The organism is Micromonospora sp. DT231 (assembly GCF_049847025.1).
Taxonomy (GTDB): Bacteria; Actinomycetota; Actinomycetes; order Mycobacteriales; family Micromonosporaceae; genus Micromonospora.
Genome location: NZ_JBNCNO010000005.1, coordinates 248,756 through 271,337, shown reverse-complemented (window position 1 = coordinate 271,337; position 22,582 = coordinate 248,756). Strand labels below are relative to the sequence as shown.

Sequence of the window (22,582 nt, the reverse complement as noted above, 5' to 3'; positions counted from 1 at the left end):
AGGGAACGCGTATGTGTGGTGTCGCCGGCATCCTCGATCTCGACGCCGCTGTCGAGCCGCACCGGCTGGCCCGGATGGCGCATTCGCTTGCGCATCGCGGCCCCGACGGCGAGGGCTACTTCGTGGGCCCGGGGATCGGGCTGGCGTACCGGCGGCTCGCGATCGTCGACGTGGCCGGTGGGCAGCAACCGCTGAGCGACGAGCGCGGCGACGTCCAGGTCGTCTTCAACGGCGAGATCTACAACCACCGGGCGCTGCGGGCCCGGCTCGTCGCGCGCGGCCACACGTTCACCAGCGGCAGCGACGGCGCGGTGATCGCCCACCTCTACGAGGAGCACGGCCTCGCCTTCGTCGACCACCTCGACGGGGACTTCGCCATCGCGTTGTGGGACGTCCGCCTTCGCCGGCTCACGCTCGCCCGGGACCCGGTGGGTGTCAAACCCCTCTACTACCACGTCGCCGGGGGCCGGCTTCAGTTCGCCAGCGAGGTGAAGGCCCTGTTCGCGTCCGGGCTGTGCGCGGCGCGCGTCGACCCGCAGGGGCTGCGCGACGTCTTCGGGTACGGCCAGCCGACCGCGCCCGGCACCTTCTGGGCCGACGTCCACGACCTGCCGCCCGGGCACCTGCTGGTGGCCGACGGGCAGGCGGTCGTCCTACGCCGGTATTTCACCCCGCTGGCCGGGGACCCGCGCGACCTGCTCAACGGGCGGCCCGCCGTCGAACAGTTCCGCTCGGCCCTGGTCGAGGCGGTCCGCAAACGGCTGCCGGACGAGGTCGGCTTCGGCGCGACGCTGAGCGGCGGCCTGGACAGCACGGCCGTCGTCGCGACGATCTCGGCCGTCCTCGGCACACAGGTACAGACCGCCAGCATCCGACTGCCCGGCTCGGACCTCGACGAGGGCCGCTACTCCCGGCTCGCCGCGACGGCGCTGGGCGTCGACAACGTCGAGATCGAGTTCGGCGGCGCCGAGGCGTGCGAGCACCTGGCGAAGACGCTGTGGCACCTGGAGACGCCGCAGTGGTTCGGCGTCGCCACGCCGTTCCTGAAGGCGACCCGGATCGCCGCCGAGCGGGGCGCCAAGGTCGCGCTGACCGGCGACGGCGCCGACGAGCTGCTCGGCGGCTACTCCTGGTACGTCCTCCAGCGGCTGGAACAGCGACTCGGCCGGCTGACCCGGGCGGGCCTGGACCCGCTGCGTCGGCTGATCCTGAGCGGGGTGCTGGCCTACCACGGCGCCCCCACCGGCGCGGCCGCCCACGTGGCCGCCGTGCCGGGGCGGCTCGCGACCGCCGCGGATCGCTTCGGCGGTGGCGCACCCGCCTGGTTCTACCTCTGGTCGGCGATGGACGCGGTCGCGCCCGCGCTGCTGCGCCCGTCCAGCGGCGCTCTCACCCCCTCGCCGCTGCCGGCCCCGCCGACGCACACGGCGCTGCACCGCTCGTTGCACTACGAGTACCAGACCCGCCTGCCCAGCTGGGTCCTCATGCTCAGCGACAGGTTGTCCATGGCCAACGGCGTGGAGGTACGCGTGCCGTTCATGGACCGGGCGCTGCTGGACCTGTCGGCGCGGTTGGATCCACGGGTGCTCCTGCGCGGCACCAGCGAGAAGCACATCCTCAAGGAGGCCCTTCGCGACGTGGTTCCGGCGCCGATCCGACGCCGTCGGAAGAAACCGTTCTTCACACCCATCACGCCGTGGTATCTCACCGGCCCCGGGGAGGACCTCGCGGCTACCTATCTCGGGCCGGCGGCGGTACGCGCCCACGGGCTCTTCGACCCGACGCAGGTGACAGCGCTGCACCAGGCCGCGCTGCGGGGTGCCGGACGCACCTGGGAGGGCACGGTCGCCGAGTGGGCCAGCATGGCCGTCCTCACCACCCACCTGCTGCTGGAGGTGTTCCGCGACGCGGCGGCCGTCACCGCACCGGCCGCGCTCCCGGCGCCGCTCGCCAGCGCCGTGCAACGCGCCGAGCGGCGATGACGAGCCCCGAACGGCACCGCTGGCCCGGCATCGCGTCGCGCACCATCCTGGTCACCGGGGCGACCGGCTTCATCGGCGCCCGGCTCGTGCGACGGCTGGCGGACCTGGGTTGCGCACCCGTCGCGATGGTCCGCCCCACGTCGGACCGCACGGTCCTGGCCGGCATCCCCGGGCTGCGCTACGCGGTCGCCGACCTCGACACCGGTGCGGGCGTGCCGGCGGCCGTCGCCGGCGTCGACACCGTCGTGCACCTGGCCGGCCAGGTGAAGGCCCGCCGTCCGGGGGACTTCCGGCGCGGGAACACCGAGTCCACCGGCCGGCTGGTCGCGGCCCTCGCCGCCACCGACCCGACCCCTCGGCTGGTGCTGTGCTCGTCCCTGGCCGCCGCCGGCCCGTCGCGTCCCGGCCGGCCCCGGGACGAGTCCACCCCGGTCGCGCCGGTCTCCGCGTACGGCCGCAGCAAACTCGCCGCCGAGGAGATCGCCCGCGCCGCGGGTGTCCCCACAGTGGTCCTCCGCCCGACGATCGTCTACGGCCCGGGTGACCACGACTTCCTGCCGTCCTTCCTGCCGATGGCCCGGTGGGGTGCCCACCTGCGCCCCACCCGCCCGGAACGCGAGTACTCCTTCGTGCACGTGGACGACCTGTGCGCGGCCCTGATCGCGGCCGTCGTCCGGGGCGGGACGCTGCCCCCGGACGGTGGTGCCGAGGGGGTGTACCTCATCAGCGACGGCGCGGTGTACGGCTGGAGCGACTTCTGTCGGGAACTCGCCGTCGCGGTCGGCCGTCCCCGCGCGCGCTTCATCGCGGTGCCGGGTCCGCTCGTGCACGCGACCGGCTGGCTGTGCGATCTGAGTCCGGTTCGCCGGGGCCCGGCCCTGACGATGAACCGGGACCGCGCGTACGAGATCCGGCAGTTGGCGTGGACGTGCGCCACCGACCGGGCCCGGGCGGACCTCGGCTTCACGCCCGCGTACCGCCTCCCGGAGGGCCTGGCCAGCGCGGTGGCGTGGTACCGGGACCAGGGCCTGCTCCGCTGACGCCCGCGCGGCTACGCCTGCGGCTCGACCGCCTCGACGAGGACCTGGAGCACGTGCCGGTACGGCTGCCCGGTGGCCCGGCTCATGCCCATCTCGCAGGTGCGGTTGCAGGAGGCGTACGCGTCGTGGTCGCGCTCGTTGATCTCGGCGGCCTGGGCGGCGGTGGCGCTGGCGGTCACCTCGGGATGCAGCAGCCCCCGGTCGCCGGCGAAGGCGCAGCATCCCCAACTGTCCGGCACGGTCACCGTGTCGGCGACCGCCGCGGCGACCGCGCGCAGGTCGTCGATGCCGTCGAGGTGCACTGTGGAGCAGGTCGGGTGCAGGGCCAGCGAGCCCAGCCGCCGGGGCGCCGGCAGCGCCGGCAGCAGGCGTTCGGCGGTGAACGTGACGCTGTCGACGAAGCGCAGGGCGTCGTACCGTGCCCGGTCCTCCTCGGCCAGCGCGGCGGTCAGCTGGGTCAACCCGTGCGTGCAGGACGACGCGTCGCACACGACGGGCAGGCGACCCTCGTCGCTGGCCTCCCACAGCGCGGCCAGGGTCCGCTCGGCCATCTCGCGGTGACCGGCGGGATAGCCCTTGGACTGCCACGGCGTGCCGCAGCACAGGCCCGCCGTGCCGGCCGGCACGACGACCGGCACGCCGGCCAGCTCGCACAGGCGCAGGAACGCCGCCGCCGCGCCGCCGGACGGGCCGTCCTCCGGGGCGAAGAGGCTGCCGACGCACGCCGCGAAGAACACCGCCTGGGCGTCCGGCGCGCTGCGGGGCCGGGGACGGGGAGCGCCGGCGCGCGGCATGTCGTCGCTCCACCGCGGCACCAGTTCGGTGGCGCCGAGTCCACGGATCACCCCGGTGGCGGCGCGGGTCAGCGGTGTCGGGACGGCGTGCGCGGCGGTCAGTCCCACCCGGACACCTGTCACGGCGGCCTGCCAGTGCCGCGCGGCGGTGCGGGCGGTGCGCTGGGCGCGGGGGCTGTGCCGCTCGGCGCGCAGCCGCTTCATGGCCGCGCCGGTGTCGATGCCGACCGGGCAGGCCGTGACGCAGAGGCTGTCGGCGGCGCAACTGTCCACCGCCGCGTACGCGTAGTCGGCCGTCAACTCCCGGCGGCGCTCCTCGTCACCGGCGGCGGTGGCGAGGGCGATCTGCCGTTGCAGGACGATGCGCTGCCGGGGCGTGGTGGTGACGTCGGCGGTGGGGCAGACCGGCTCGCAGTAGCCGCACTCGACGCAGGCGTCCAGCTCGGGGTCGACAGTCGGGACGGCCTTGAGCTGTCGCAGGTGCACGGTCGGGTCGTCGTTGAGCAGCACACCGGGGTTGAGCAGGCCGCTCGGGTCGCACAACCGCTTGAGGTCGCGCATCACGTCGTACAGCTCGTCGCCGTACTGGCGGCGGACGAAGGGCGCCATCGCCCGGCCGGTGCCGTGCTCGGCCTTGAGGGTGCCCCCCTCGGCGAGCACGAGGTCGACCATGTCGTCGGTGAACCGGGCGTAGCGGTCGATCTCGGCCGGCGTGTCGAAGGACTGGGTCAGCATGAAGTGCAGGTTGCCGTCGCGGGCGTGTCCGAAGATCACCGCGTCCGGGTAGCCGTGCCTGTCGAACAGGCGGATCAGCCCGTCGCAGGTGCCGGTCAGGCGTGGCATCGGCACCGCGATGTCCTCCAGCAGGGCCGTGGTGCCGGGTGCGCGGGCGCCGGCGACCGCCGTGTAGAGGCCCTTGCGCAGGTGCCAGAGCGCGGCCCGTTCGCGCGGGTCGTGGGTCAGCGCGGTGCCGGTGACGGCGGGCAGCCGGTCGAGCACGGGCTGGGCGTCGGCAAGCGTCGCGGCCAGCCGTTCCGCGCTGTCCTCGGCGAATTCCACGAGCAGCGCGGCATGGCCGGTGACCGTCAGCCCGCGCAGGGCCGCGCTCGCGTCGGGGTCGCGCTGGCTGACCCGCAACGCGGCCGCGTCGAGCAGTTCGGCGGTACGCGCGCCGGCGGCGAGCAGGGCGGGCAACGCGTCGGTGGCGGCGCTGAGGCCGGGCAGGATCAGCAGGCCGGTGGCGGCGTGTTCGTGGATCTCGACGGTCCGGAAGACAGCCTCGGCCACGAAGCCGAGGGTGCCCTCGCTGCCGATCATCAGGTGGGCGAGCATGTCGGCCGGGCTGTCGTGGTCGAGCAGGGAGTTCAGCCCGTACCCCATGGTGTTCTTCATCGCGAACAGCCGCTCGATCGTGGCGCGTGAGCCCGGTGTCGAGCGCACCCGGTCGCGCAGGCGCAGCAGCCCGGCGTGCAGCCCCGGCTCGTCGGCCCGCAGCCGGTCGTCGGCGTCGCGCGCGCCGGAGTCGACGACGGTGCCGGACGGCAGGACGAAGCGCAGCGACTCCATGGTGCGGTACGCGTTGTCGGTGGTGCCGCAGGTCATCCCGCTGGAGTTGTTGGCCACCATGCCACCCACCGTGCAGGCGGCCTCGCTCGCCGGGTCCGGGCCGAGCCGGCGGCCGTAGCGGGCCAGCCGGGCGTTGGCCTGCCGGATCGTGAGGCCCGGCTGGAGCCGGATGCGGCGGCCGTCGTCGAGCACCTCGGCGTGCCGCCAGTCGGTCCGGACGTCGACGAGCACGCCCGCGCCGCCGGCCTGCCCGGCGAGGCTGGTGCCGCCGCCGCGCAGGGTCAGCGGGACACCGGCCTCCCGGGCGGCGGCCAGCAACGCCCCCACCTCGGCCGCCGAGGCGGCGCGCACCACCGCCTGCGGCTCGAACAGGTACGGCGAGGCGTCGTGCGCCGCCGCCAGCCGCCGGGGCAGCTCGGTGCTGACCCGGGTCGGATCACCGAGGCGCGAGCGCAGCAGCTCGACGACCTCGCGGGCGCGGACGCCGGCGGTGGTCGGCGCGGGTACTCCTACGACGGGTCTCATGGGCGGTCCTCCCGGGAGGGGCGGTCAGTAGGCGACGATCAACCGGTCCGGCGCGGTGTCGACGGGCGCCGGCAGCCGCAGCGGCTGGCGACCGGGGGTGATGCTGCCCAGCACCGAGGCGTGCCGCGCGCCGGTGCCCGAGGGCAGGGTGCCGGGCAGCCCGTGCACGCTCAGGTAGCCCAGCAGCGCGAAGGCGAGCGCCTCCTTGGCGTCCGACACGACACCCAGGTCGTCGCTTGACGACAGGCGCACGTCCGGCAGCTCCTCGCCGATCATGCGCAGCAGCGTCGGGTTGTGCGCGCCGCCGCCGGAGACGACGAGCTGGGTGACGCCGTGGTCGCGGCAGGCGGCGGCCACCGTGACCGCCGTCAGCCGGGTGAGCGTGGCCAGGACGTCCCGCTGATCCGGCGTGGGCGCGTCGGCGAGGGCGGCGAGCAGGTAGGGCAGATGGAACAGCTCCTTGCCGGTGCTCTTCGGGCCGGGCTGCCGGTAGTACGGCTCGTCGAGCAGCCGCCGCAGCAGGGCAGGGTTCACCTCCCCGGCCGCCGCCCCGCGCCCGTCCCGGTCGTACTCCTCCACGCCGCCGCTGAAGTGCCGCGCGGCGGCGTCGAGGAGCGCGTTGGCCGGGCCGGTGTCGTACGCGAGCGGGTCCGCGTCCGGCGCGACGACGGTGATGTTGGCGATGCCGCCGAGGTTGAGCGCGGCGGGGACGCCGGGCAGACCACGCAGCAGCAGCGTGTCGAACAGGGCGACCAGGGGAGCGCCCTGGCCGCCCGCGGCGACGTCGCGGGTGCGCAGGTCGGCCACGACCGGAAGGCCGGTGGCCTCCGCGATCCAGGCCGGCTGCCCCAGTTGCAGGGTGCCCCGGACGACACCGCCGTCGACCCAGTGGTGCATTGTCTGCCCGTGCGAGACGACCAGGTCGGCGTCTCCGCCGCACAGCTCGGCGAGAGCCCGCACACCGGCCTCGGCGAAGGCCTGGCCGATGCCGGTGTCCAACACCGTGATCGCCTCGGTCGTGGTCGACGCGGGCGGCAGGGCGGCGGCGATCCGGGTGCGCAGCTCCTCGGGGTACGGGTGGCTGAGCCGGCCCAGCGGCCGCATCCGCAGGGTGTCGCCGCTGAGCTGGAACTCGGCGGCGGCGGCTTCGATGCCGTCGTAGGAGGTACCGGACATCAGGCCGATGACACGCATCAGGGTCTCCTTCACGCCCGGCCGGCCGGCTCTGCCGCGTCGTCGATCTCGTCGGCACGTCCATGGTCGTACGGCGTCGCGGGGGCCGCGTGGAATCGGCTCGACACCGCGCCGACCAGCAGGGTGATCAGGACGCCGATCGGCACCAGCCACTGCGCGGCGATGGCGGTGGGGACGGTGTGCCCGGCCGTCGTGACGTCGATCTTGACGTAGCGGACGATGTAGGTCATCACCGCCACGGTGACGAGGAAGGCGACGAACGCGTCGACCTGGTTGGCCCGGCTGACCAGGCGGCCGAGCAGGAAGGCCCCGAGCAGCGCCCCGTAGGTGTAGCCCGCGATGGTCAGACCGGTCAGGTAGACGTTTCCGGTGCTGGAGCTGAACGCGCAGGCGAAGATCGCCATCAACACCGCCCAGACCAGTGTCATCACCCGGGCGAGGCGCAGCATCGCGTCGTCCGACGGGACCTTCCGGAAGAAGCTGTGGATGAAGTCGGCGACGGTGGAGTTGGACATCGAGTTCAGCGCCGACGACAGCGAACCCATCGCGGCACCGAGGATGCCGGCCACCAGCAGGCCCGAGATGCCCACCGGCAGGGCGTGCAGGATGAAGCTCGGGTAGAGGTTGTCGCTGCTGGCCAGGCCGAGCTCCTTGAAGGTCTGACCCTTGTTGTACGACCACAGCAGCGCGCCGACCAGGGAGAACGCCGCGAACTGGATCACCACGAAGATGCCCGAGGAGATCATCGCCTTCTGTCCCTCGCGCAGCGTGCGGGTGGACAGGATGCGCTGCACGATCAGCTGGTCCGACCCGTGGCTGGCCATCGCGAAGATCGCACCGCCGATGATCGCCGTCGGCAGGGCGAACGGGCTGGTGAGCACGTGCGCGAGCGTCAGGTTGGTGTCGAAGAGCTGGAACTTGCCGGCGTCCAGCGCCTGCGAGTAGCCGTCGAAGCCGACGGCGTGGCTGAGCACACCGATGGCCAGGATCGCCCCGCCCAGGTAGAGCCCCATCTGGATGGCGTCGGTCCAGATGACCGCCTTGATGCCACCGAGGTAGGTGTAGACCACCGTGATCAGCGTCAGGACCACGATAATCGCCTGGTAACCGACATTCAGGCCGAACTCGTCGAGGAGCAGCTTGATGGGGATGGCCGAGGCGAAAAGCCGTACGCCCTCGGCGAGCAGGCGGGTGAAGACGAACGTGACCGACGCCAGACCCTGGAGTTTCAGGCCGAACCGCTCACCGAGGTACTGGTAGGCGCTGACGAAGCCACCGCGCTTGTAGAGCGGGATGAGCACCGCCGCCACGACGACGCGACCGATCACGTAGCCGAGGGCCAGTTCGACGTTGCCGAACCCCTGCCCGCTGTAGGCGCCGCCGGGCACGCTGATCACCGTCAGGACGCTGGTCTCGGTGGCGACCACGGAGAACGAGACGGTCCACCACGGCAGCCGACCCTCGCCCACGAAGTAGTCCTTGGCGGACTTCTGCTTGCCGGACAGGCGAAGTCCGACGTAGGCGATCACCACGAGGTACAGCACGATCACGACAAGGTCGAGTTGACGCACGGCTCGCTCCCAACCAGGGGTTGTAGATAAGTGACGCATGTCTAGCGTATCGCGAAAGTTTTTGCCAGTCCCCGCCCGGGCTGGCTACGCTGTGGTCCCGGCCTGCGGATACGGGGGATGCGGGGCCCAGCCGACATCCCACCGCGCCCACCCAGGCTGGCACGGTCGGAACGGCGCGTTGCGGACGCGGCGCTCGACGAGCCGCCGCCCGTCGTCCGACCGGCGACCGCGCACCAGCGAGAGGAACGAGTAACCCCGTGGACCTCAGCACCCTCGGCACCGAGACCCGCAACGACAAGACAAGCGACCTCGACCTGATGTCCCCGACCGAGCTGCTCCTCGCGATGAACGACGAGGACCAGACGGTGGCCCAGGCGGTCCGGCGCGCCGTCCCGGACATCGCGGCCGCCGTCGACGTCGTCGTGGCGTCGCTCCGCCAGGGCGGGCGACTCATCTACCTCGGTGCCGGCACCAGCGGCCGGATCGGCATGCTCGACGCCGTCGAGATCCCACCCACCTTCGGTACGTCGCCCGACCGGGTTGTCGGCCTGCTCGCCGGCGGCGCGGGAGCCTTCGCGGTCGCCGTCGAGGGCGCGGAGGACAGCCCGGCCGGCGCCGTCGCCGACCTCGACGCGGTCGGCCTGACCGTCCGCGACACGGTGGTCGGGCTCGCCGCCAGCGGCCGTACGCCCTATGTGGTGGGCGGGCTGGAGCACGCCCGCGCGCTCGGCGCGTCGACGGTCTCGGTGGCCTGCAACTCCGACGCGGTGATCAGCCGGTACGCCGACGTCGCCATCGAGGTGCCCACCGGCCCCGAGGTGCTCACCGGCTCCACCCGACTCAAGGCCGGCACCGCCGAGAAGCTCGTCTGCAACATGCTCTCGACCGCCTCGATGGCCCGGCTCGGCAAGGTCTACGGCAACCTGATGGTGGACATGAACGCCACGAACGAGAAGCTCGTCGACCGGGCGCGACGGATCGTCGCCGAGGCCGCCGACACCGATCTGGACTCCGCCACCCGGGCGCTCGCGGCGGCGCACGGGCACGCCAAGACGGCAATCGTGCTGCTGCTCGCGAACTGCACCGCCGAGGAGGCCGCGGCGCGGCTGCGCGACGCCGACGACGACGTCCGGGCGGCGGTCGCGGCCTGACCGGAGGGCGGGTCCGGCCCGGTCACGGCCCTGGACAGGTTCGGGCACGGACTTCTGTCGGGCCGTTCGCCTAGGGTTCGCCGCATGTACTTCGTGTGCCGGTGGCGAGAGGAATCGCCGTTCAGCAAGCGGGTGGTCGCCCTGCCCGACGCGACGATCCTCGACTGGTTCCGCCGGGGCTGGGGCCGTGCCAACCCGCAGGGCTGGATCGAGAGCGAGCTGGGCGACGACGTGTACGGCCTGGACTCGATCTTCGAGGAGGCCGGGGAGCGGCACCTGCCGCCGCCGGAGACCCTCGATGAGCTGCGCGAGCTGCTGCGCGAGCACCTCTACGTGGAGGGCGACGACGACGGCACGTTCATCCGGCTCGACGAGCGCGCCCTGCGCGTGCGTACCGACGACGACGAGGTGGACCTGGCCTACTACTTCGTCGAGGAGGACGCCGCCGCGTCGCCGGACCGGCTCGCCTTCCTGCTGCACGACACCTGGCCGCTGCCGGCCGACGCCGCCGCGCCGGGCGCGGTCTTCGACCGCGGGGTGCCGGTCCGTACGGTAGGGATCGCCCCACCCGGTCCGGAGGCCGTGTTCTCGGTCCGTCTGGGTTGGGGTTCGCACGACGCCGACCGGACCCTGGACCTGGCTGGCGCCATCGCCTTTCCCGGCCTCACCCTGCCGGACCTCGCCGCTCGTCTGCGTGCCGTCGACGCGCCCGGCGCCCGCCGCTGGCCACACGACGCCCAGCTGTTGCGGGCCCTGGTCGCGCCGGACGAGACGGACGCCGGCGCGGCGCTGGAGCGTTACGCTCGCCTGCCCGGGTACGACCCGTCGCCCGCCGGCTCCGAGCTGGCGGCGGCACACCACACGGTCCACCTGGAGGTGCTGGGGCTGCTGGCCCCACAGCCGTCCGTCGGGTCGCTGGTCCGGTCGGATCCGCACATCGCGCAGGTCGCCCGATACATCGACGACTTCTTCGGCTTCGACCAGTGGTTCCTCTTCGACACCAGGTGGGCGGCGGCACACCCGGCCCTGGCCCGTTCGCTGCTGCGCTACGCGGCGCACTGGGACCCGTACGACGGCGCGACGGCGGAGTAGCGAGCCGCCGTAATCCGTGGCGAGCCGCGCGGGGTGTCCGGCTCGATCGAGAGTCGACCAAGCGCCCCGTCCGGGTCGGACGGGGCGCTTCGTCGTGTCAGCCGAGCTGCGGGTAGGAGGTCGTTCGGTCCCCCTCCGCGCCGGTCGCGGTGGCCAGCTCGATCCGAGGGGACCGGTCCGGCGGGAGGTGGGCATGGTCGGCGATGACGACGACGTCCACCTCTCCGTCGATCATGGCCTGCTCGACGGTCTCCCACGATGCCCGCATGATTCCCGCGAACCGGTACGAGTGTCGGCGCAGGTGCGCAAGACACGTCGCGACGGCGGGCTCCACCGGCTCGATGTCGGCGGGAATCCAGATAACGGCTATCTCCATGGTCCTCTCCTGATCAACGTCGTGGACGCGAGTGGGTGATCAGGAGTTGCTGTGGCGGTGGGGGACCCCGCTCCACCGGTCGGCTGGCAGCGCGCCTGTCGACGGCGGTCACGGTGAGCACCGGGCCCAGCGACGCGCTGGGCGGCGGAGCTTCGGCTGTCGACAAGGGTGGATCGGTGCCGCCGGTGCTGGCGCCGGTGGGCGCTGACGCGAGTGCCAGCACGAGCGCCGGTGGCCCCGACGCGGGACGGGCGGGTGGCCGGGGCGGCTCGTCGGCGATCGCGGCCCTCGCCACCCGCGCCCGATCCGATGTCCGGCCGCCGGGGGTGTCCTGCACGACGCGGAATACCGTCGCCGGCACGGGTGTCGACGCCGACCGCGGGGCGGCGCGTGCCACCGCGGCGGCCGAGTTCGACGGTGCGGGCGTGGCCCGCGGCGAGGACGACGCCGACGTACGGGCCGGTGGCGTCGGTACGACTGTGGACGGATCGACCGACAGCGTCGGCAGCGGGACGGCCGACGGCAGGGGCAGGGGAACTGCCGACGGCAGGGGAAGGGTAACTGCCGACGGCAGCGGCAGGGGGAGCGCGGTCGGCAACGGCAGGGGGACGGACAGCCGCACCTCGACGAGGTCGGGCACCCGCACCGTGATGGTGCTCGGCGAGGTGCCGGCCTCCACCGGCTGGAGACTCGTCGGCAACGGCAACGGCAACGGTGTGTCGGCGTGGGCGGGGTCGGTGCCCAGGACCGCGCCGAGCGCCGCGGCCCCGAACGCCGCCACCGGAAGGCCGTGCCTCAACCGCATCAGACGGAGGCCGCCCGGTCCGACTCACCGGCACGGTGCCGCCGGCCGGGCGGATGCCCGTCGCGTTCTGCCATTCCCTTCATCTGCGGGTTCTTGCCCCGGGAATCCCCGGGCTACACCCTTTGTCGATGTCCGGTTGGCTGGCTCGGCTCCGGCGTACTGGCGAACGTCTCCACCTCTCCGGACGTGGAGCGCCCTGATCGCTCGTGCCGGCGCTGGTTGCCAGCGGATCTCGGCGGCGTTACGTTGAGGTCTCATCGACGCACGTCTACCTCAAAAGGTACGGGGGCCGCATGTCCACGTCTGTCACTCGTCGCACCGTTCTGGTCGGTGGGGCCGGTGCCGCCATCGGCCTGGCCCTGCCCGGTCGCGCCGCCCACGCCGGTGACCGCCATCCCACACACGTGAGCTTCACCCTCGACGCGACAACGCTCGACGGCGGTGAACAGGTCACCTCGGTCACCCTCGACACCCGCCGGCTCGGGCCGATCGACCCGGCCGGGCTGACCCCCGGCACGTTCAGCGTGCACGCCAAGGCCACCAGCCCGCTCCCCATCGCCCCCGGCGACCAGATCTTCAGCGAGTACGACCTGGACCGTACGGTGACCGCGGCCCGGCTCGACCGGCACGGCAACATCGTGCTGGAGCTGAGCACCGCCGAAGGTCAACCCGGCGGCGGCACCCTCGGCTACATCCTGAGCAAGGGCCGCAACGTCCGGCTGGACCTCGTCTACACCATCACGCAGAACACCCCGATCGCCCGACGCCACGGCTCGCCGGTCACCATCACGCGCTTCGTGCAGGGACGGCTGTCGAACCCCGAGGTGGACGCCTTCAGCTACCACGCCTCGGGCTCGGGCCTGAAGTACCGGCTGTTCTCGCCCGACAACTCGCCCCGGCGGGGTCGGCGGCCGCTCGTCGTCTGGCTGCACGGCGCCGGTGAGGGCGCCTCGCTGCCCGACGACTACTACGACAACGAGACCACGCTGCGCGCCAACCGGGGGGCGCTCGGCTTCGCCACCCCGCAGGCGCAGCGGATCTTCGGCGGGGCGTACGTCGTGGCGCCGCAGAGCACCTCGTACTGGATGGAGGACGGCCCCCGGTTCGCCCCGCTGATCCGCGAGATCGTCCGGGACCTCGTCCGTCGCGAGCGCGTCGATCCCGACCGGATCTACGTGGTCGGTTGCAGCAACGGCGGCTACATGTCGCTGGAGATGACAGTGGCCTATCCCGACCTGTTCGCCGCGTCGGTGCCGATCTGCGGCGTCGTCGAGCCGCTCGGCGGGGAGGGCCCGCCGCTGATCACCGACGCGGAGCTGGCGAACATCCGGACCCCCACCTGGCTGGTCACCTCGCTCGACGACGACACCGTGCCACCGCAGACCAACACGATCCACGCCCACGACCTCATCCCGGGATCGCTTGTCAGTCTGTACGACCACGTCGTCTGGAACGGCTACCAGTTCCCCGGCCACTGGTCCTGGATCTACGTGGCCCGCAACGACCCGAGCCTCAACGGCACCCACATCTGGCAGTGGATGGCCCGCCGCCGTCGGTGAGCGCAGCGGGTGCGGCCGCCCGAACCCGGGCCGCCGCACCCGCTCGGCTCAACACCAGGTGAGTGTCGAGTTGACCCGCGTGACGTTGCTTATCGTGTTGTTCGCCCCACCGCAGGGGCTCTGGGTGATGTTGGTGCCGCTGACGGTCAGGTTCTGCAACCGGATGCCGGAGGAGATCGGGAACTCGCTGCGCGCCGCGATCCGTACCTCACCACCGCCCGTCACCGTCCCGGAAACCCCAGCGATGACGACGTTGTAGCAGTTCTCCACCAGGATCGCGTTGTTGCCGGTGTTCGAGATCGTCACCCGGTCGATGACCGCGCCACCGGACTCGGACACGCAGAAGATCCCCCGACCACCCCCGGACGCGAGCACGGTGCCGACCCGGATGTTCGTCGGGTACGAGTTGCCCACCCGGCCGTTGCGATTGGCCATCCGGAACGCCGCGTACCCGGTGCCGGTCCCGGCGCCCTGCGCGTCGACGGTGCCCACCGTGGCGTTGATCGTGTCGTTGAGCAGCAGGCCGGAGTCGCGGGTGTTCCGGGCCGTGACCGTGCCGATCGTCAGACCGTCCACGCCGTACGTCTCCACCCCGTGGGTGCCGGTCCCCGACACGTACACGGTGTCGATGCGGACGTTGCGCACCTTCACCGCCCGGTCTCCACCGTGGTTGTCGATGCGGACGCCCAGACCGGCGGAGAGCCGCATGTCGATCTGCCCGAGGGTCAGGTTGTTCACGTTGCGCATGAAGATCCCGTACAACGGCGAGCCGGTGAGCGTGAGGTTCTGCACCTCGACGTCGGTGGTCCCCCGCGAGTAGACCGGCGCCTGGTCGCCCGAGCCGGACCCGGTCACGTTTATCGTCCCGCACACGGCCAGGGTCGTGTACGACGGCAGCGACAAACGGGCGCCCGCGCTCATCGAGCCGGAGCCGCGCACCACCACCCGCTGCTTCGACGTACGACCCGCCGCGAGCGAGTTGACCGCCGCCTGCATCGCCGCCAGCATGTCCGAACCCGAGTAGACAGTCGACGAGCCGTTCCGGGCCGTCCAGGTGCTCCCGCTCAGCACGGCCTCGGCGTTGCTCGACCCGCTGCCACAGCCGGTGGTCGGTGGTGTGCTGCCGCCGACCGCGACCAACTGCCACTGCTGGTTCGGGCCGTTGACATCGGCGTACTGACTGATCCGGCCGCCGTCGGCGGTGGACCGCTCCCAGACCTCGAGCGCCTTCGCGGAGTGGCGGTTGATCAGCCGGACGTGGCCGCCGTCGGAGTCGAGCACCTGGAACTGCTGGTTGGCGCCGTTGACATCGGACCACTGGCGGAAGTCGGCGCCGTCGGCGGTGTTCCACTCCCAGAGGTCGACGACCTTGCCGCTGTGCCGCGCCCTGAGGCGGTAGTAGCCGCCACCTGAGGAGACGAACTGGAACTGCTGCCAGGCGCCGTCGCTGCGGGACCACTGCTGCAGCACGGCGCCGTCCGCCGTCGAGGTGTCCCGAACGTCGAGCACCTTGCCGCTGTATCGGTTGACCAGGACGTAGTAGGCGTTGGTGTCGATGTTCGCCGCCGCTGCCGGCGGTGCGCCGACAACGACGGCGGCGGCCGCGCCGACCAGCGTGGTGATCAGGGCGAGGACCAGGCCCGTACGCCGACGGATCGATCCACCGCCGGGCGGTCTTGTCCTGCTGGGGAAGGTCATCGCTCCTCCTGGACTGGAATGGGCTGCGGGCGAGCCGGGACGGGTGTCGACGGCCGTGGGCGCCGCGGCCGGTGGGCGACTATTCCAGGTGGAAGGTGGCCGAGGCGCGGTCGGCGCTCGAACTCACCGGCTCCACGTAGAGCAGTCCGGCGCGGTGGCGCACGTGTCGGCCCGGGAAGTTGTGGGACTCCAGGGAGATCCCGGCGCTGTCGGCGAGGCCGGACTGGCGACGGAAGCTCGCGTCGCCGCCGAAGAGGGCCGAGCCGTCGTTCCTCTCGACGTACAGGGCGTAGCCCCGGTGGCGCAGGTAGTACCCGGGGAAGTTCGTCGACTCCAGCGACACCGATCCGCCGCCGGCGAGCCCGTTGACGATCCGGAACTGCGAGTCGGCCAGATTTGTCACGTTCGGCTCGATCCGGGCCCGGTACTCCCAGTGCCGGATGTAGCTGGTGGCCAGGTCGTGCGAACGCAGCCGGACCGGGGTGGCCCCGTCGGGCACCGGAATGCCGAAGTTCGGGGTGCCGTCGGCGTTCCAGTACACCTTCTGGAGCCGGGTCCGCCGGTTCGGATCGTTGAGCGGATCACCGCTGATGTCGCGGTAGTTGCGGTCGTGGTAGACCAGGATCTCGCTCTGCCCGTCCTCGGAGACGGTGAACGAGTTGTGCCCGGGGCCGTACTGGCTGGTGGCCGCGTTGCTGACGAACACCGGGTTGGGGCTCTTGCTCCAGGAGCCGGCGTCGAGCAGGTTCGCGGTGGAGGAGGCGCTCAACATCCCGAGGCAGTAGTTGGCGTCGGTGGCGCTGGCCGAGTAGGTCAGGAAGATGCGGCCGTTGCGCTGGATCACCGCCGGTCCCTCGGCGACCCGGTAGCCGCGGGTCTCCCAGTCGTACGTCGGCACGACGAGCCGGGTCACGGTGCCCGTGATCTGCCAGGGGTTGGCACCCATCCGGGCGAGGTAGACGTTCGAGTTGTTGGAGATGCCCGGCTCCTGCTGGGCCCAGGTCAGATACCGCACCCCGTTCGCGACGAATGTCGACGCGTCCAGGCTGAAGGTGTCCCATGGAGTCGTGATCCGTCCGCGTTCGGTCCAGGAACCGGTGAGCGGATTGGCGCCGGCGTTCTCCAGCGCGTACATCCGGATCCGCCACACGTCATCGGTCCGCCCCGCGGCGAAGTAGACGTACCACCTGTTGTTTATGAAGTGGATCTCTGGCGCCCAGATGTGGGCGCCCATCTCTCCGCTGGTGTGGCGGCTCCAGATCGTCGTCTCCGCAGCCGTCGCCAGCCCCTGCAGGGTGGTCGCACGGCGCAGGACGATCCGGTCGTACTGCGGCACCGTGGCGGTCAGGTAGTAGTAGCCGTCGGTGTGCCGGAAGATGTGCGGGTCGGCCCGTTGGTTCACCAGCGGGTTCGTGTAGCTGACGGCCGGCGCCGCCTGCGCCGGCCCTGCCGCGGCCAGCCCGGCGGAGACGGCGAGCACCACGAGCGCGGCGGCCACGACCGACCGCAGGCGTCGGCGCTTCCGGCGGTCGGCGCGGACCGGACCGATGGCGCGGCGGGTGGCGGGATCGGTGCGGGGGAGTGGCAGCGGCATCTGTCCTCCGTGCGGTTCGTGAGCGACCCGTCTGTCGGTGCGGCAGTGCCGGCCGAGGCGTCGTGGCCGATCCGGTTGATCGCCGCGCGGTGACAGCGGACCGGTGGGGGTCGTGCCTGGTGGCGACGCCACCACGGGCGGTCGACCTGGGGCACACCGCCGGAGCACAAACGCGAGCGGGACGGAAAACGTGACGGCGGTGTTGCGCCCAGGTAGCGGTCATAATGTTGGCGTTAACATTGATGTGTGTCAAGGAAATCTAGCCGGTGACCTGCTCGGCGTCCGGCCGAGGGTCGGCGTCGTGGGCGCGAGGGTCGACCGGTCGGCGCGGTCAGGGAGCGACCAGGCCGGTCCGGTACGCGACGACGACGGCCTGGACCCGGTCACGGAGGCCCAACTTGGCCAGGATCCGGGCGACGTGCGTCTTCACGGTGGCCTCCGACAGGTGCAGGCGGCCGGCGAGTTCGGCGTTGCTCAGGCCGTGCGCCAGCAGGCCCAGCACCTCCAACTCCCGTGGGGTCAGCGCGGCCAGGTCCCGGTGGATGGCCGGCGGGTCGGAGTCGCGCTGGGCGAACCGTTGCACAAGCCGCCTGGTGATCGTCGGCGCCAGCAGCGCGTCACCGGTGCGGACCAGCCGGACCGCGCCCACCAGGTGCTCCGGGGTGACGTCCTTGAGGAGGAAGCCGCTCGCTCCCGCGGTCAGTGCCGCGTACACGTACTGGTCGAGGTCGAATGTCGTGAGCATGATGATGCGGGGCGCCTCGCCAACGCCGGCGAGGATCTGGCGGGCTGCCGCGAGACCGTCCAGGTCGGGCATCCGGATGTCCATCAGGACCACGTCGGGGCGATGCCGGTGGACCGCCTCGACGGCCTCGACCCCGGTCGTCGCCTCGGCGACCACGTCGATCCCGTCGGCGGTCAGGATCATCCGGAACCCGGCCCGCACCAACGCCTGGTCGTCGGCGACCACCACCCGCAGCGCCTCTGTCATGCCGTGCCCCCCAGAGGTGTGCCCGTCCGGCCGTCGCCCGCGACGTCGTCGATCATGGCATCTTCCAGCGGGATCAGGGCCTGGACCCGGTATCCGCCGGTGAGTCGTGGACCCGCCCGCACCGTGCCACCGTAGACCGCCAGTCGCTCGCGCAGACCGATCAACCCGCGCCCGGTGCCGGTACCGGCGGTCGCGCCGGCGCGACCGCCGGTGTCGGTCACCTCGACCCGCAGGTGCGTCCCGGCATAGTCGACGAGCACGCGTACGGGTGCGCCGGCAGCGTGTTTGACGGCGTTCGTCAACGCCTCCTGCACCAGTCGGTACACGGTCAGCTCGATGCCGGACGGCAGCGGCCCTCGCTGCCCGCGCAGGACCAGCTCGACCTCGACCCCCGAGTCGCGCACCCGCCGCACCAGCGCGTCCAGCCCATCGAGGCCGGGCTGCGGAGCCAGCTCGGCGGCGCCCTCCTGCCCCAGCACGTCGCCGTCCATCGTGAGCAGCCCCATCACGTGCCGCAGCTCGGTCATCGCCGCCCGGCCACCGGCCTCGACGGCGAGCAGCGCCGCCCGGGCGTCCTCCGGCCTGGACTCCATCACCTTGCGGGCCGCGCCGGCCTGGATCACCATCACGCTGACGTTGTGGGTCACCACGTCGTGCAACTCCCGGGCGATCCGGGCGCGTTCGACCTCCGTCGCCCGGCGCAGTGCCTCGACCTGCTCGTGCTCCATGGCCGACATGCGTGCCCGGCCCTCGTCGGCGTGCTCCTTCCACCGGCGTAGCCCGTCGGCCGCCACCGCGATCGGCAGCAGGATCAGAAACGGCACGGCGCTGTCGGACACCGAGCTGGCGTCCGACTGCAACCCGGCGTGCAGGATCGCGGCCGCCGGCAGGCTGGCCAACGCCAGGATCTTGTACGGGCTGAAGACCGCGGCGCTGTAGCCGGCCACCACGCAGGCGAAGAAGGACAGCCGCAGCGCGGCCGGATTGTCCTCGATGAGCCCGGCGCTCGCCAGCACCACCCAGAGCGTCCCCAGCGGGTACCGGCGGCGAAAGAGCAACGGCAGGACGACGAGCATGAGCAGCACCGCCGTCCAGCCGGTGCCGTCGTCCTCGACCGGGAGGAAGGGCGGCCACACCGGGTCGGGTGGCACCGGCGGACCCGGCCAGACCTCGCCCCGCTCGAACACGATGCGGTGCGCCGCCGGCCGGTCATCGACACCCTTGTCCGCCTGGATGGCGAGGAGACCGAGCCCGAGCGCCACGAGCGCGTCGAACAGCTGCCCCCGGCGCGACAACGGCGGCAGCTGGCCGACCGGACGAACCAGGGTCCGGATGTGCGACCACAGCCGGTTCACCATCGCACCCTCCGTCATCGGTTCATTCTCGGTGCCGACCGCGCCGGTGGGAATCCGCCTGGCGAGCGGTGTCGCTACATCGCACGCCTACCTCGCAGGGATGACGCCGGCAGCGCTCATCCCGACGCGGTACCGAAGATGCCTCCCGCTGCCGATGTGTCCGACTCGTTCCCGCCCCTAGCGTCAGCCTCGCCAGCTCACCACCACCTGAGGAGACGGGGACATGACCACACCGCTTATCGAGTTGCACGAGGTGACACGCCGGTACGACGAGGGGCCACCGGCGCTGCGTGAGGTGTCGTTGAGCGTCGCGCCCGGCGAGGCGGTGGCGATTCTCGGCCCGTCCGGCAGCGGCAAGTCGACGATGCTGAACCTGGTGGCCGGGCTGGACCGGCCGAGCACCGGCACGGTCACCGTCGACGGGGTGCGGGTCGACCAGCTCGGCGAAGCGGCCTCCGCCCGGTACCGGAGGGCCCGGATCGGCCTGGTGTTCCAGTTCTTCAACCTCCTCGACGACCTGACCGTCGCCGACAACGTCATGCTGCCGGCACAGCTGGCCGGCATGGGCCGCGGCACCGCCCAGCGGCGGGCGGCCGAGCTGCTCGCCCGGCTCGGCGTCGACCGACACGCCGGCGCGTACCCCGGGAGGCTCTCCGGGGGTGAACGACAGCGGGTCGCCGTCGCCCGCGCGCTGATGAACCGGCCGCCGCTGCTGCTGGCCGACGAGCCGACCGGGGCGCTGGACACCGCCTCCGGCGAGGAGGTCATGCGGCTGCTGACCGAGCTGCACGCCGACGGCCAGACCATCGTCGTGGTCACCCACGACCTGGTCCTCGCCGAGAGGTGCGCGACCCGGACCGTCCAGCTCCTGGACGGCCAGGTCGCCGCCGACTCCGCGCTGGAGCGGACCCGATGAGCGCGCTGGCTCGGGTGGTGCGGGCCGGGGTCGGCCGGCGACGAGTACAGACTGTCGTGATCGGCCTGGTCGTGATGATCGCGGTGACCTCGGCCGTCCTCGGCGGTTCGCTGATGGTGGCCTCCCGGGGACCCTTCGACCGGGCCTTCAGCCAGCAGCAGGGGGCGCACCTCACCGCCCAGTTCGACGCCGGGGCGGTCACCGAGGCGCAGTTGGCCGCCTCCGCCGATGCCGCCGGGGTCGCCGGGTCGGCGGGACCGTTCCCGAACGCGGAGCTGAACCTGACCAGCCCGACGGGTAACCCGATGCCGCCGCTGACCGTCGTCGGGCGTGCCGATCCGGGCGGCGCGGTCGACCGGGTCGAGGTCGTCGACGGCCGGTGGGCGACCGGCCCGGGGGAGATCGTGCTGGCCACGGGGGAGCACCTGCGGTTGCCGCCGAAGGTGCTCGGCCAGCGGTGGACGGTGTCCGACGCGCCGGGCAGCCCAGCGGTGACGGTCGTCGGGCTCGCCCGGTCGGCCAGCCAGACCGCCGACGCCTGGACCACCCCGGCGCAGCTCGCGGCGTGGACCGGACCCGACGGCCCCCGCGCCTACCAGATGCTCTACCGCTTCACCGAGGCCGGCACGGCCGCACAGGTCCAGGCCGGCCGGACCGCCGTGCAGGCGTCCGTCCCCGCCGCCGCGTTCGACAGCGCCGTGTCGTGGCTCGACGTCCGCCGGGAGGCGACCGGCGAGACAGTCCTGCTGGTGCCGTTCCTGATCGCCTTCGGCATGCTGGGCGTGGTCATGGCGGTGCTGATCATCGGCAACGTCATCGCCGGCGCGGTCTCCACCGCCACCCGCCGGATCGGCATCCTCAAGGCGCTCGGCTTCACGCCGGCCCAGGTGGTCCGGGCGTACGTGGGGCAGGCGCTCATCCCGGCCACCGTCGGTGCGGCGCTCGGTGTGGTCGCCGGCAACCTCCTGACCGTGCCGATCCTCGCCCAGACCGACCGGATCTACGGTACGGACGACAACGGGGTCGCGCTCTGGGTCGACGCGGTGGTGGCCGGCGGCGCGCTCACCCTCGTGGCGGTGACCGCCCTGGCCGCCGCGGCCCGGGCCGGCCGGTTGCGCAGCGTCGACGCGCTCGCCGTCGGGCGTACCCCCCGGCCCGGCCGTGGTCGGTGGGCGGCCCGCCTGACCAGCCGGCTGCCGGTCTCCCGGCCGGTGACGCTCGGCCTGGCCCACCCCTTCGCCCGACCGGTGCGGGCGGTGAGCGTGGTCGCCGCGATCGCGTTCGGTGCGGCCGCGGTCACCTTCGCGGTCGGTCTGGGTACGTCGCTGAACCGGATCCAGGAGGTCGAGGACATCGCCGACGTCCAGGTCGGGCAGCCGCACCGGGGGCCGCAGGGCGGGCCACCGCCACCGCCGGGGCAGCCGCCGAGGCCGGGGCAGCCGGAGCCGTTCGGCGACCCGGCCGCGATCGAGCGGGTGATCGCCGGCCAGCCGGGCACCGACGGGTACCTGGGCATGGCCCGCAGCGAGATCACCGCCGCGGGGATCACCGGCGAGCTGGACGCGGTCGCGGTCACCGGGTCGGACGCGGCGCGCTACTACCGGATGGTGTCGGGGAGCTGGCTGACCGGCCCGGCGCAGATCGTCGTCTCGACGCCGTTCCTCACGGCGGCCGGAAAAGGGGTCGGTGACCGCATCGTGCTGACCGACAAGGGCGTCGACATCCCCGTCACGATCGTCGGTGAGGCGTTCAACATCGACGACGACGGCATGCAGGTCGTCACCGACATCGCCACCCTGCGGGCGGCCGAGCCGGAGCTGGCACCGTCGACGTACTACGTCACGGTGGAGCCCGGCACCGACGCCAGGGCGTACGCCACGGCGTTGACGGCGGCTCTGGAGCCGCTCGGCGCGCTGGCCGACGGACTCAGCCACGAGCCCGACGAGATGATCATCATCATCAACGCGCTGACCGGGCTGCTCAGCCTCCTGCTGATGGTCGTCGCCGGCCTCGGTGTGCTCAACACGGTGGTGCTGGAGACCCGGGAACGCGTCCACGACCTGGGCGTGCACAAGGCGCTCGGGATGACACCCCGGCAGACCACGGCCATGGTCATCGCCTCGGTCGTGGTCACCGGCCTGGTCGGCGGCGTGGTCGGCGCGGCGGTCGGCGTGCTGCTGCAACGCACGGTCATCACCGAGATGGCGAGCAGCGTGGGCTTCCGCCTGCCGGACGCGGTCCTGGACGTGTACGGCTCGGTCGACCTGTTGCTCTTCGGTCTCGGCGGGCTGGTCGTCGCCGTGGTCGGCGCCCTACTGCCGGCCGGCTGGGCGGCGAAGACCCGGGTAGCGGTGGCACTGCGAACCGAGTGAC

The 22,582-nt window shown here is 72.5% G+C and carries 16 protein-coding genes; 7 read left to right on the top strand and 9 right to left on the bottom strand.

The annotated features are described in order from the left end of the window. Window positions 1–11 precede the first annotated feature (11 nt). Window positions 12–1,982 (top strand): asparagine synthase (glutamine-hydrolyzing), encoded by a 1,971-nt coding sequence (gene asnB, locus ACPXBU_RS15545; protein WP_425758548.1) that lies wholly within the window; start codon window positions 12–14, stop codon window positions 1,980–1,982. Continuing rightward, a complete protein-coding gene (locus ACPXBU_RS15540) occupies window positions 1,979–3,022 on the top strand; it encodes an NAD-dependent epimerase/dehydratase family protein (protein WP_425758547.1) in 1,044 nt (347 codons plus the stop codon). The genes asnB and ACPXBU_RS15540 overlap by 4 nt, the downstream gene beginning before the upstream one ends. A gap of 11 nt (window positions 3,023–3,033) precedes the next feature. On the opposite strand, the gene ACPXBU_RS15535 is transcribed toward ACPXBU_RS15540, so the two are convergent. The 3 genes from ACPXBU_RS15535 to ACPXBU_RS15525 are packed head-to-tail and all read right to left on the bottom strand — an operon-like array spanning window position 3,034 to window position 8,672. Then, the gene (locus tag ACPXBU_RS15535; protein WP_425758546.1) at window positions 3,034–5,907 is read right to left on the bottom strand and encodes an FAD-binding and (Fe-S)-binding domain-containing protein; all 2,874 of its coding nucleotides are present in this window, start codon (window positions 5,905–5,907) and stop codon (window positions 3,034–3,036) included. Between the two features lie 24 nt (window positions 5,908–5,931). After that, a complete protein-coding gene (locus tag ACPXBU_RS15530; protein ID WP_425758545.1) occupies window positions 5,932–7,101 on the bottom strand; it encodes an anhydro-N-acetylmuramic acid kinase in 1,170 nt (389 codons plus the stop codon). Between the two features lie 11 nt (window positions 7,102–7,112). After that, window positions 7,113–8,672: a sodium:solute symporter gene (locus ACPXBU_RS15525; RefSeq protein WP_393361495.1), complete on the bottom strand. Its 1,560-nt coding sequence runs from the start codon at window positions 8,670–8,672 to the stop codon at window positions 7,113–7,115. 257 nt (window positions 8,673–8,929) lie between these two features. Between ACPXBU_RS15525 and murQ the strand changes: the two genes are divergently transcribed. Together murQ and ACPXBU_RS15515 are read left to right on the top strand one after the other, a co-directional pair. Next, window positions 8,930–9,823, top strand: a complete 894-nt coding sequence (gene murQ, locus ACPXBU_RS15520) for an N-acetylmuramic acid 6-phosphate etherase (protein ID WP_425758544.1) — start codon at window positions 8,930–8,932, stop codon at window positions 9,821–9,823. Window positions 9,824–9,907: 84 nt separating this feature from the next. After that, window positions 9,908–10,915: a hypothetical protein gene (locus ACPXBU_RS15515; RefSeq protein WP_425758543.1), complete on the top strand. Its 1,008-nt coding sequence runs from the start codon at window positions 9,908–9,910 to the stop codon at window positions 10,913–10,915. Window positions 10,916–11,012: 97 nt separating this feature from the next. Here the strand turns inward: ACPXBU_RS15515 and ACPXBU_RS15510 are convergent, their stop codons facing one another. Both ACPXBU_RS15510 and ACPXBU_RS15505 read right to left on the bottom strand, forming a co-directional pair. Further along, window positions 11,013–11,291 (bottom strand): hypothetical protein, encoded by a 279-nt coding sequence (locus ACPXBU_RS15510; RefSeq protein WP_393361487.1) that lies wholly within the window; start codon window positions 11,289–11,291, stop codon window positions 11,013–11,015. 13 nt (window positions 11,292–11,304) lie between these two features. Next, window positions 11,305–12,096: a hypothetical protein gene (locus tag ACPXBU_RS15505; RefSeq protein ID WP_425758542.1), complete on the bottom strand. Its 792-nt coding sequence runs from the start codon at window positions 12,094–12,096 to the stop codon at window positions 11,305–11,307. A gap of 293 nt (window positions 12,097–12,389) precedes the next feature. Here ACPXBU_RS15505 and ACPXBU_RS15500 point away from each other — a divergent pair, with 293 nt between their 5' ends. Then, window positions 12,390–13,655, top strand: coding sequence for a prolyl oligopeptidase family serine peptidase (locus ACPXBU_RS15500; RefSeq protein ID WP_425758541.1), 1,266 nt, complete (start codon window positions 12,390–12,392; stop codon window positions 13,653–13,655). Between the two features lie 48 nt (window positions 13,656–13,703). Here ACPXBU_RS15500 and ACPXBU_RS15495 read toward each other — a convergent pair whose 3' ends face one another. The 4 genes from ACPXBU_RS15495 to ACPXBU_RS15480 all read right to left on the bottom strand — a co-directional run bounded on the left by ACPXBU_RS15495 (window position 13,704) and on the right by ACPXBU_RS15480 (window position 19,311). Beyond that, window positions 13,704–15,353 carry an RICIN domain-containing protein gene (locus tag ACPXBU_RS15495; RefSeq protein ID WP_425758540.1) on the bottom strand — a complete coding sequence of 550 codons (1,650 nt, stop codon included), beginning with the start codon at window positions 15,351–15,353 and terminating at the stop codon, window positions 13,704–13,706. A 79-nt stretch (window positions 15,354–15,432) separates the two neighbouring features. Further along, window positions 15,433–16,947, bottom strand: a complete 1,515-nt coding sequence (locus ACPXBU_RS15490; RefSeq protein WP_425758539.1) for a family 43 glycosylhydrolase — start codon at window positions 16,945–16,947, stop codon at window positions 15,433–15,435. 331 nt (window positions 16,948–17,278) lie between these two features. Beyond that, window positions 17,279–17,938: a response regulator gene (locus ACPXBU_RS15485; RefSeq protein ID WP_393361474.1), complete on the bottom strand. Its 660-nt coding sequence runs from the start codon at window positions 17,936–17,938 to the stop codon at window positions 17,279–17,281. Further along, window positions 17,935–19,311: a sensor histidine kinase gene (locus ACPXBU_RS15480; protein WP_425758538.1), complete on the bottom strand. Its 1,377-nt coding sequence runs from the start codon at window positions 19,309–19,311 to the stop codon at window positions 17,935–17,937. The genes ACPXBU_RS15485 and ACPXBU_RS15480 overlap by 4 nt, the downstream gene beginning before the upstream one ends. A gap of 205 nt (window positions 19,312–19,516) precedes the next feature. Between ACPXBU_RS15480 and ACPXBU_RS15475 the strand changes: the two genes are divergently transcribed. Both ACPXBU_RS15475 and ACPXBU_RS15470 read left to right on the top strand, forming a co-directional pair. Beyond that, on the top strand, window positions 19,517–20,209 hold the full coding sequence (locus ACPXBU_RS15475; RefSeq protein ID WP_425758537.1) for an ABC transporter ATP-binding protein: 693 nt from the start codon (window positions 19,517–19,519) through the stop codon (window positions 20,207–20,209). Next, window positions 20,206–22,581, top strand: a complete 2,376-nt coding sequence (locus tag ACPXBU_RS15470) for an FtsX-like permease family protein (protein WP_425758536.1) — start codon at window positions 20,206–20,208, stop codon at window positions 22,579–22,581. The genes ACPXBU_RS15475 and ACPXBU_RS15470 overlap by 4 nt, the downstream gene beginning before the upstream one ends. The last annotated feature ends 1 nt before the right edge of the window (window position 22,582 follow it).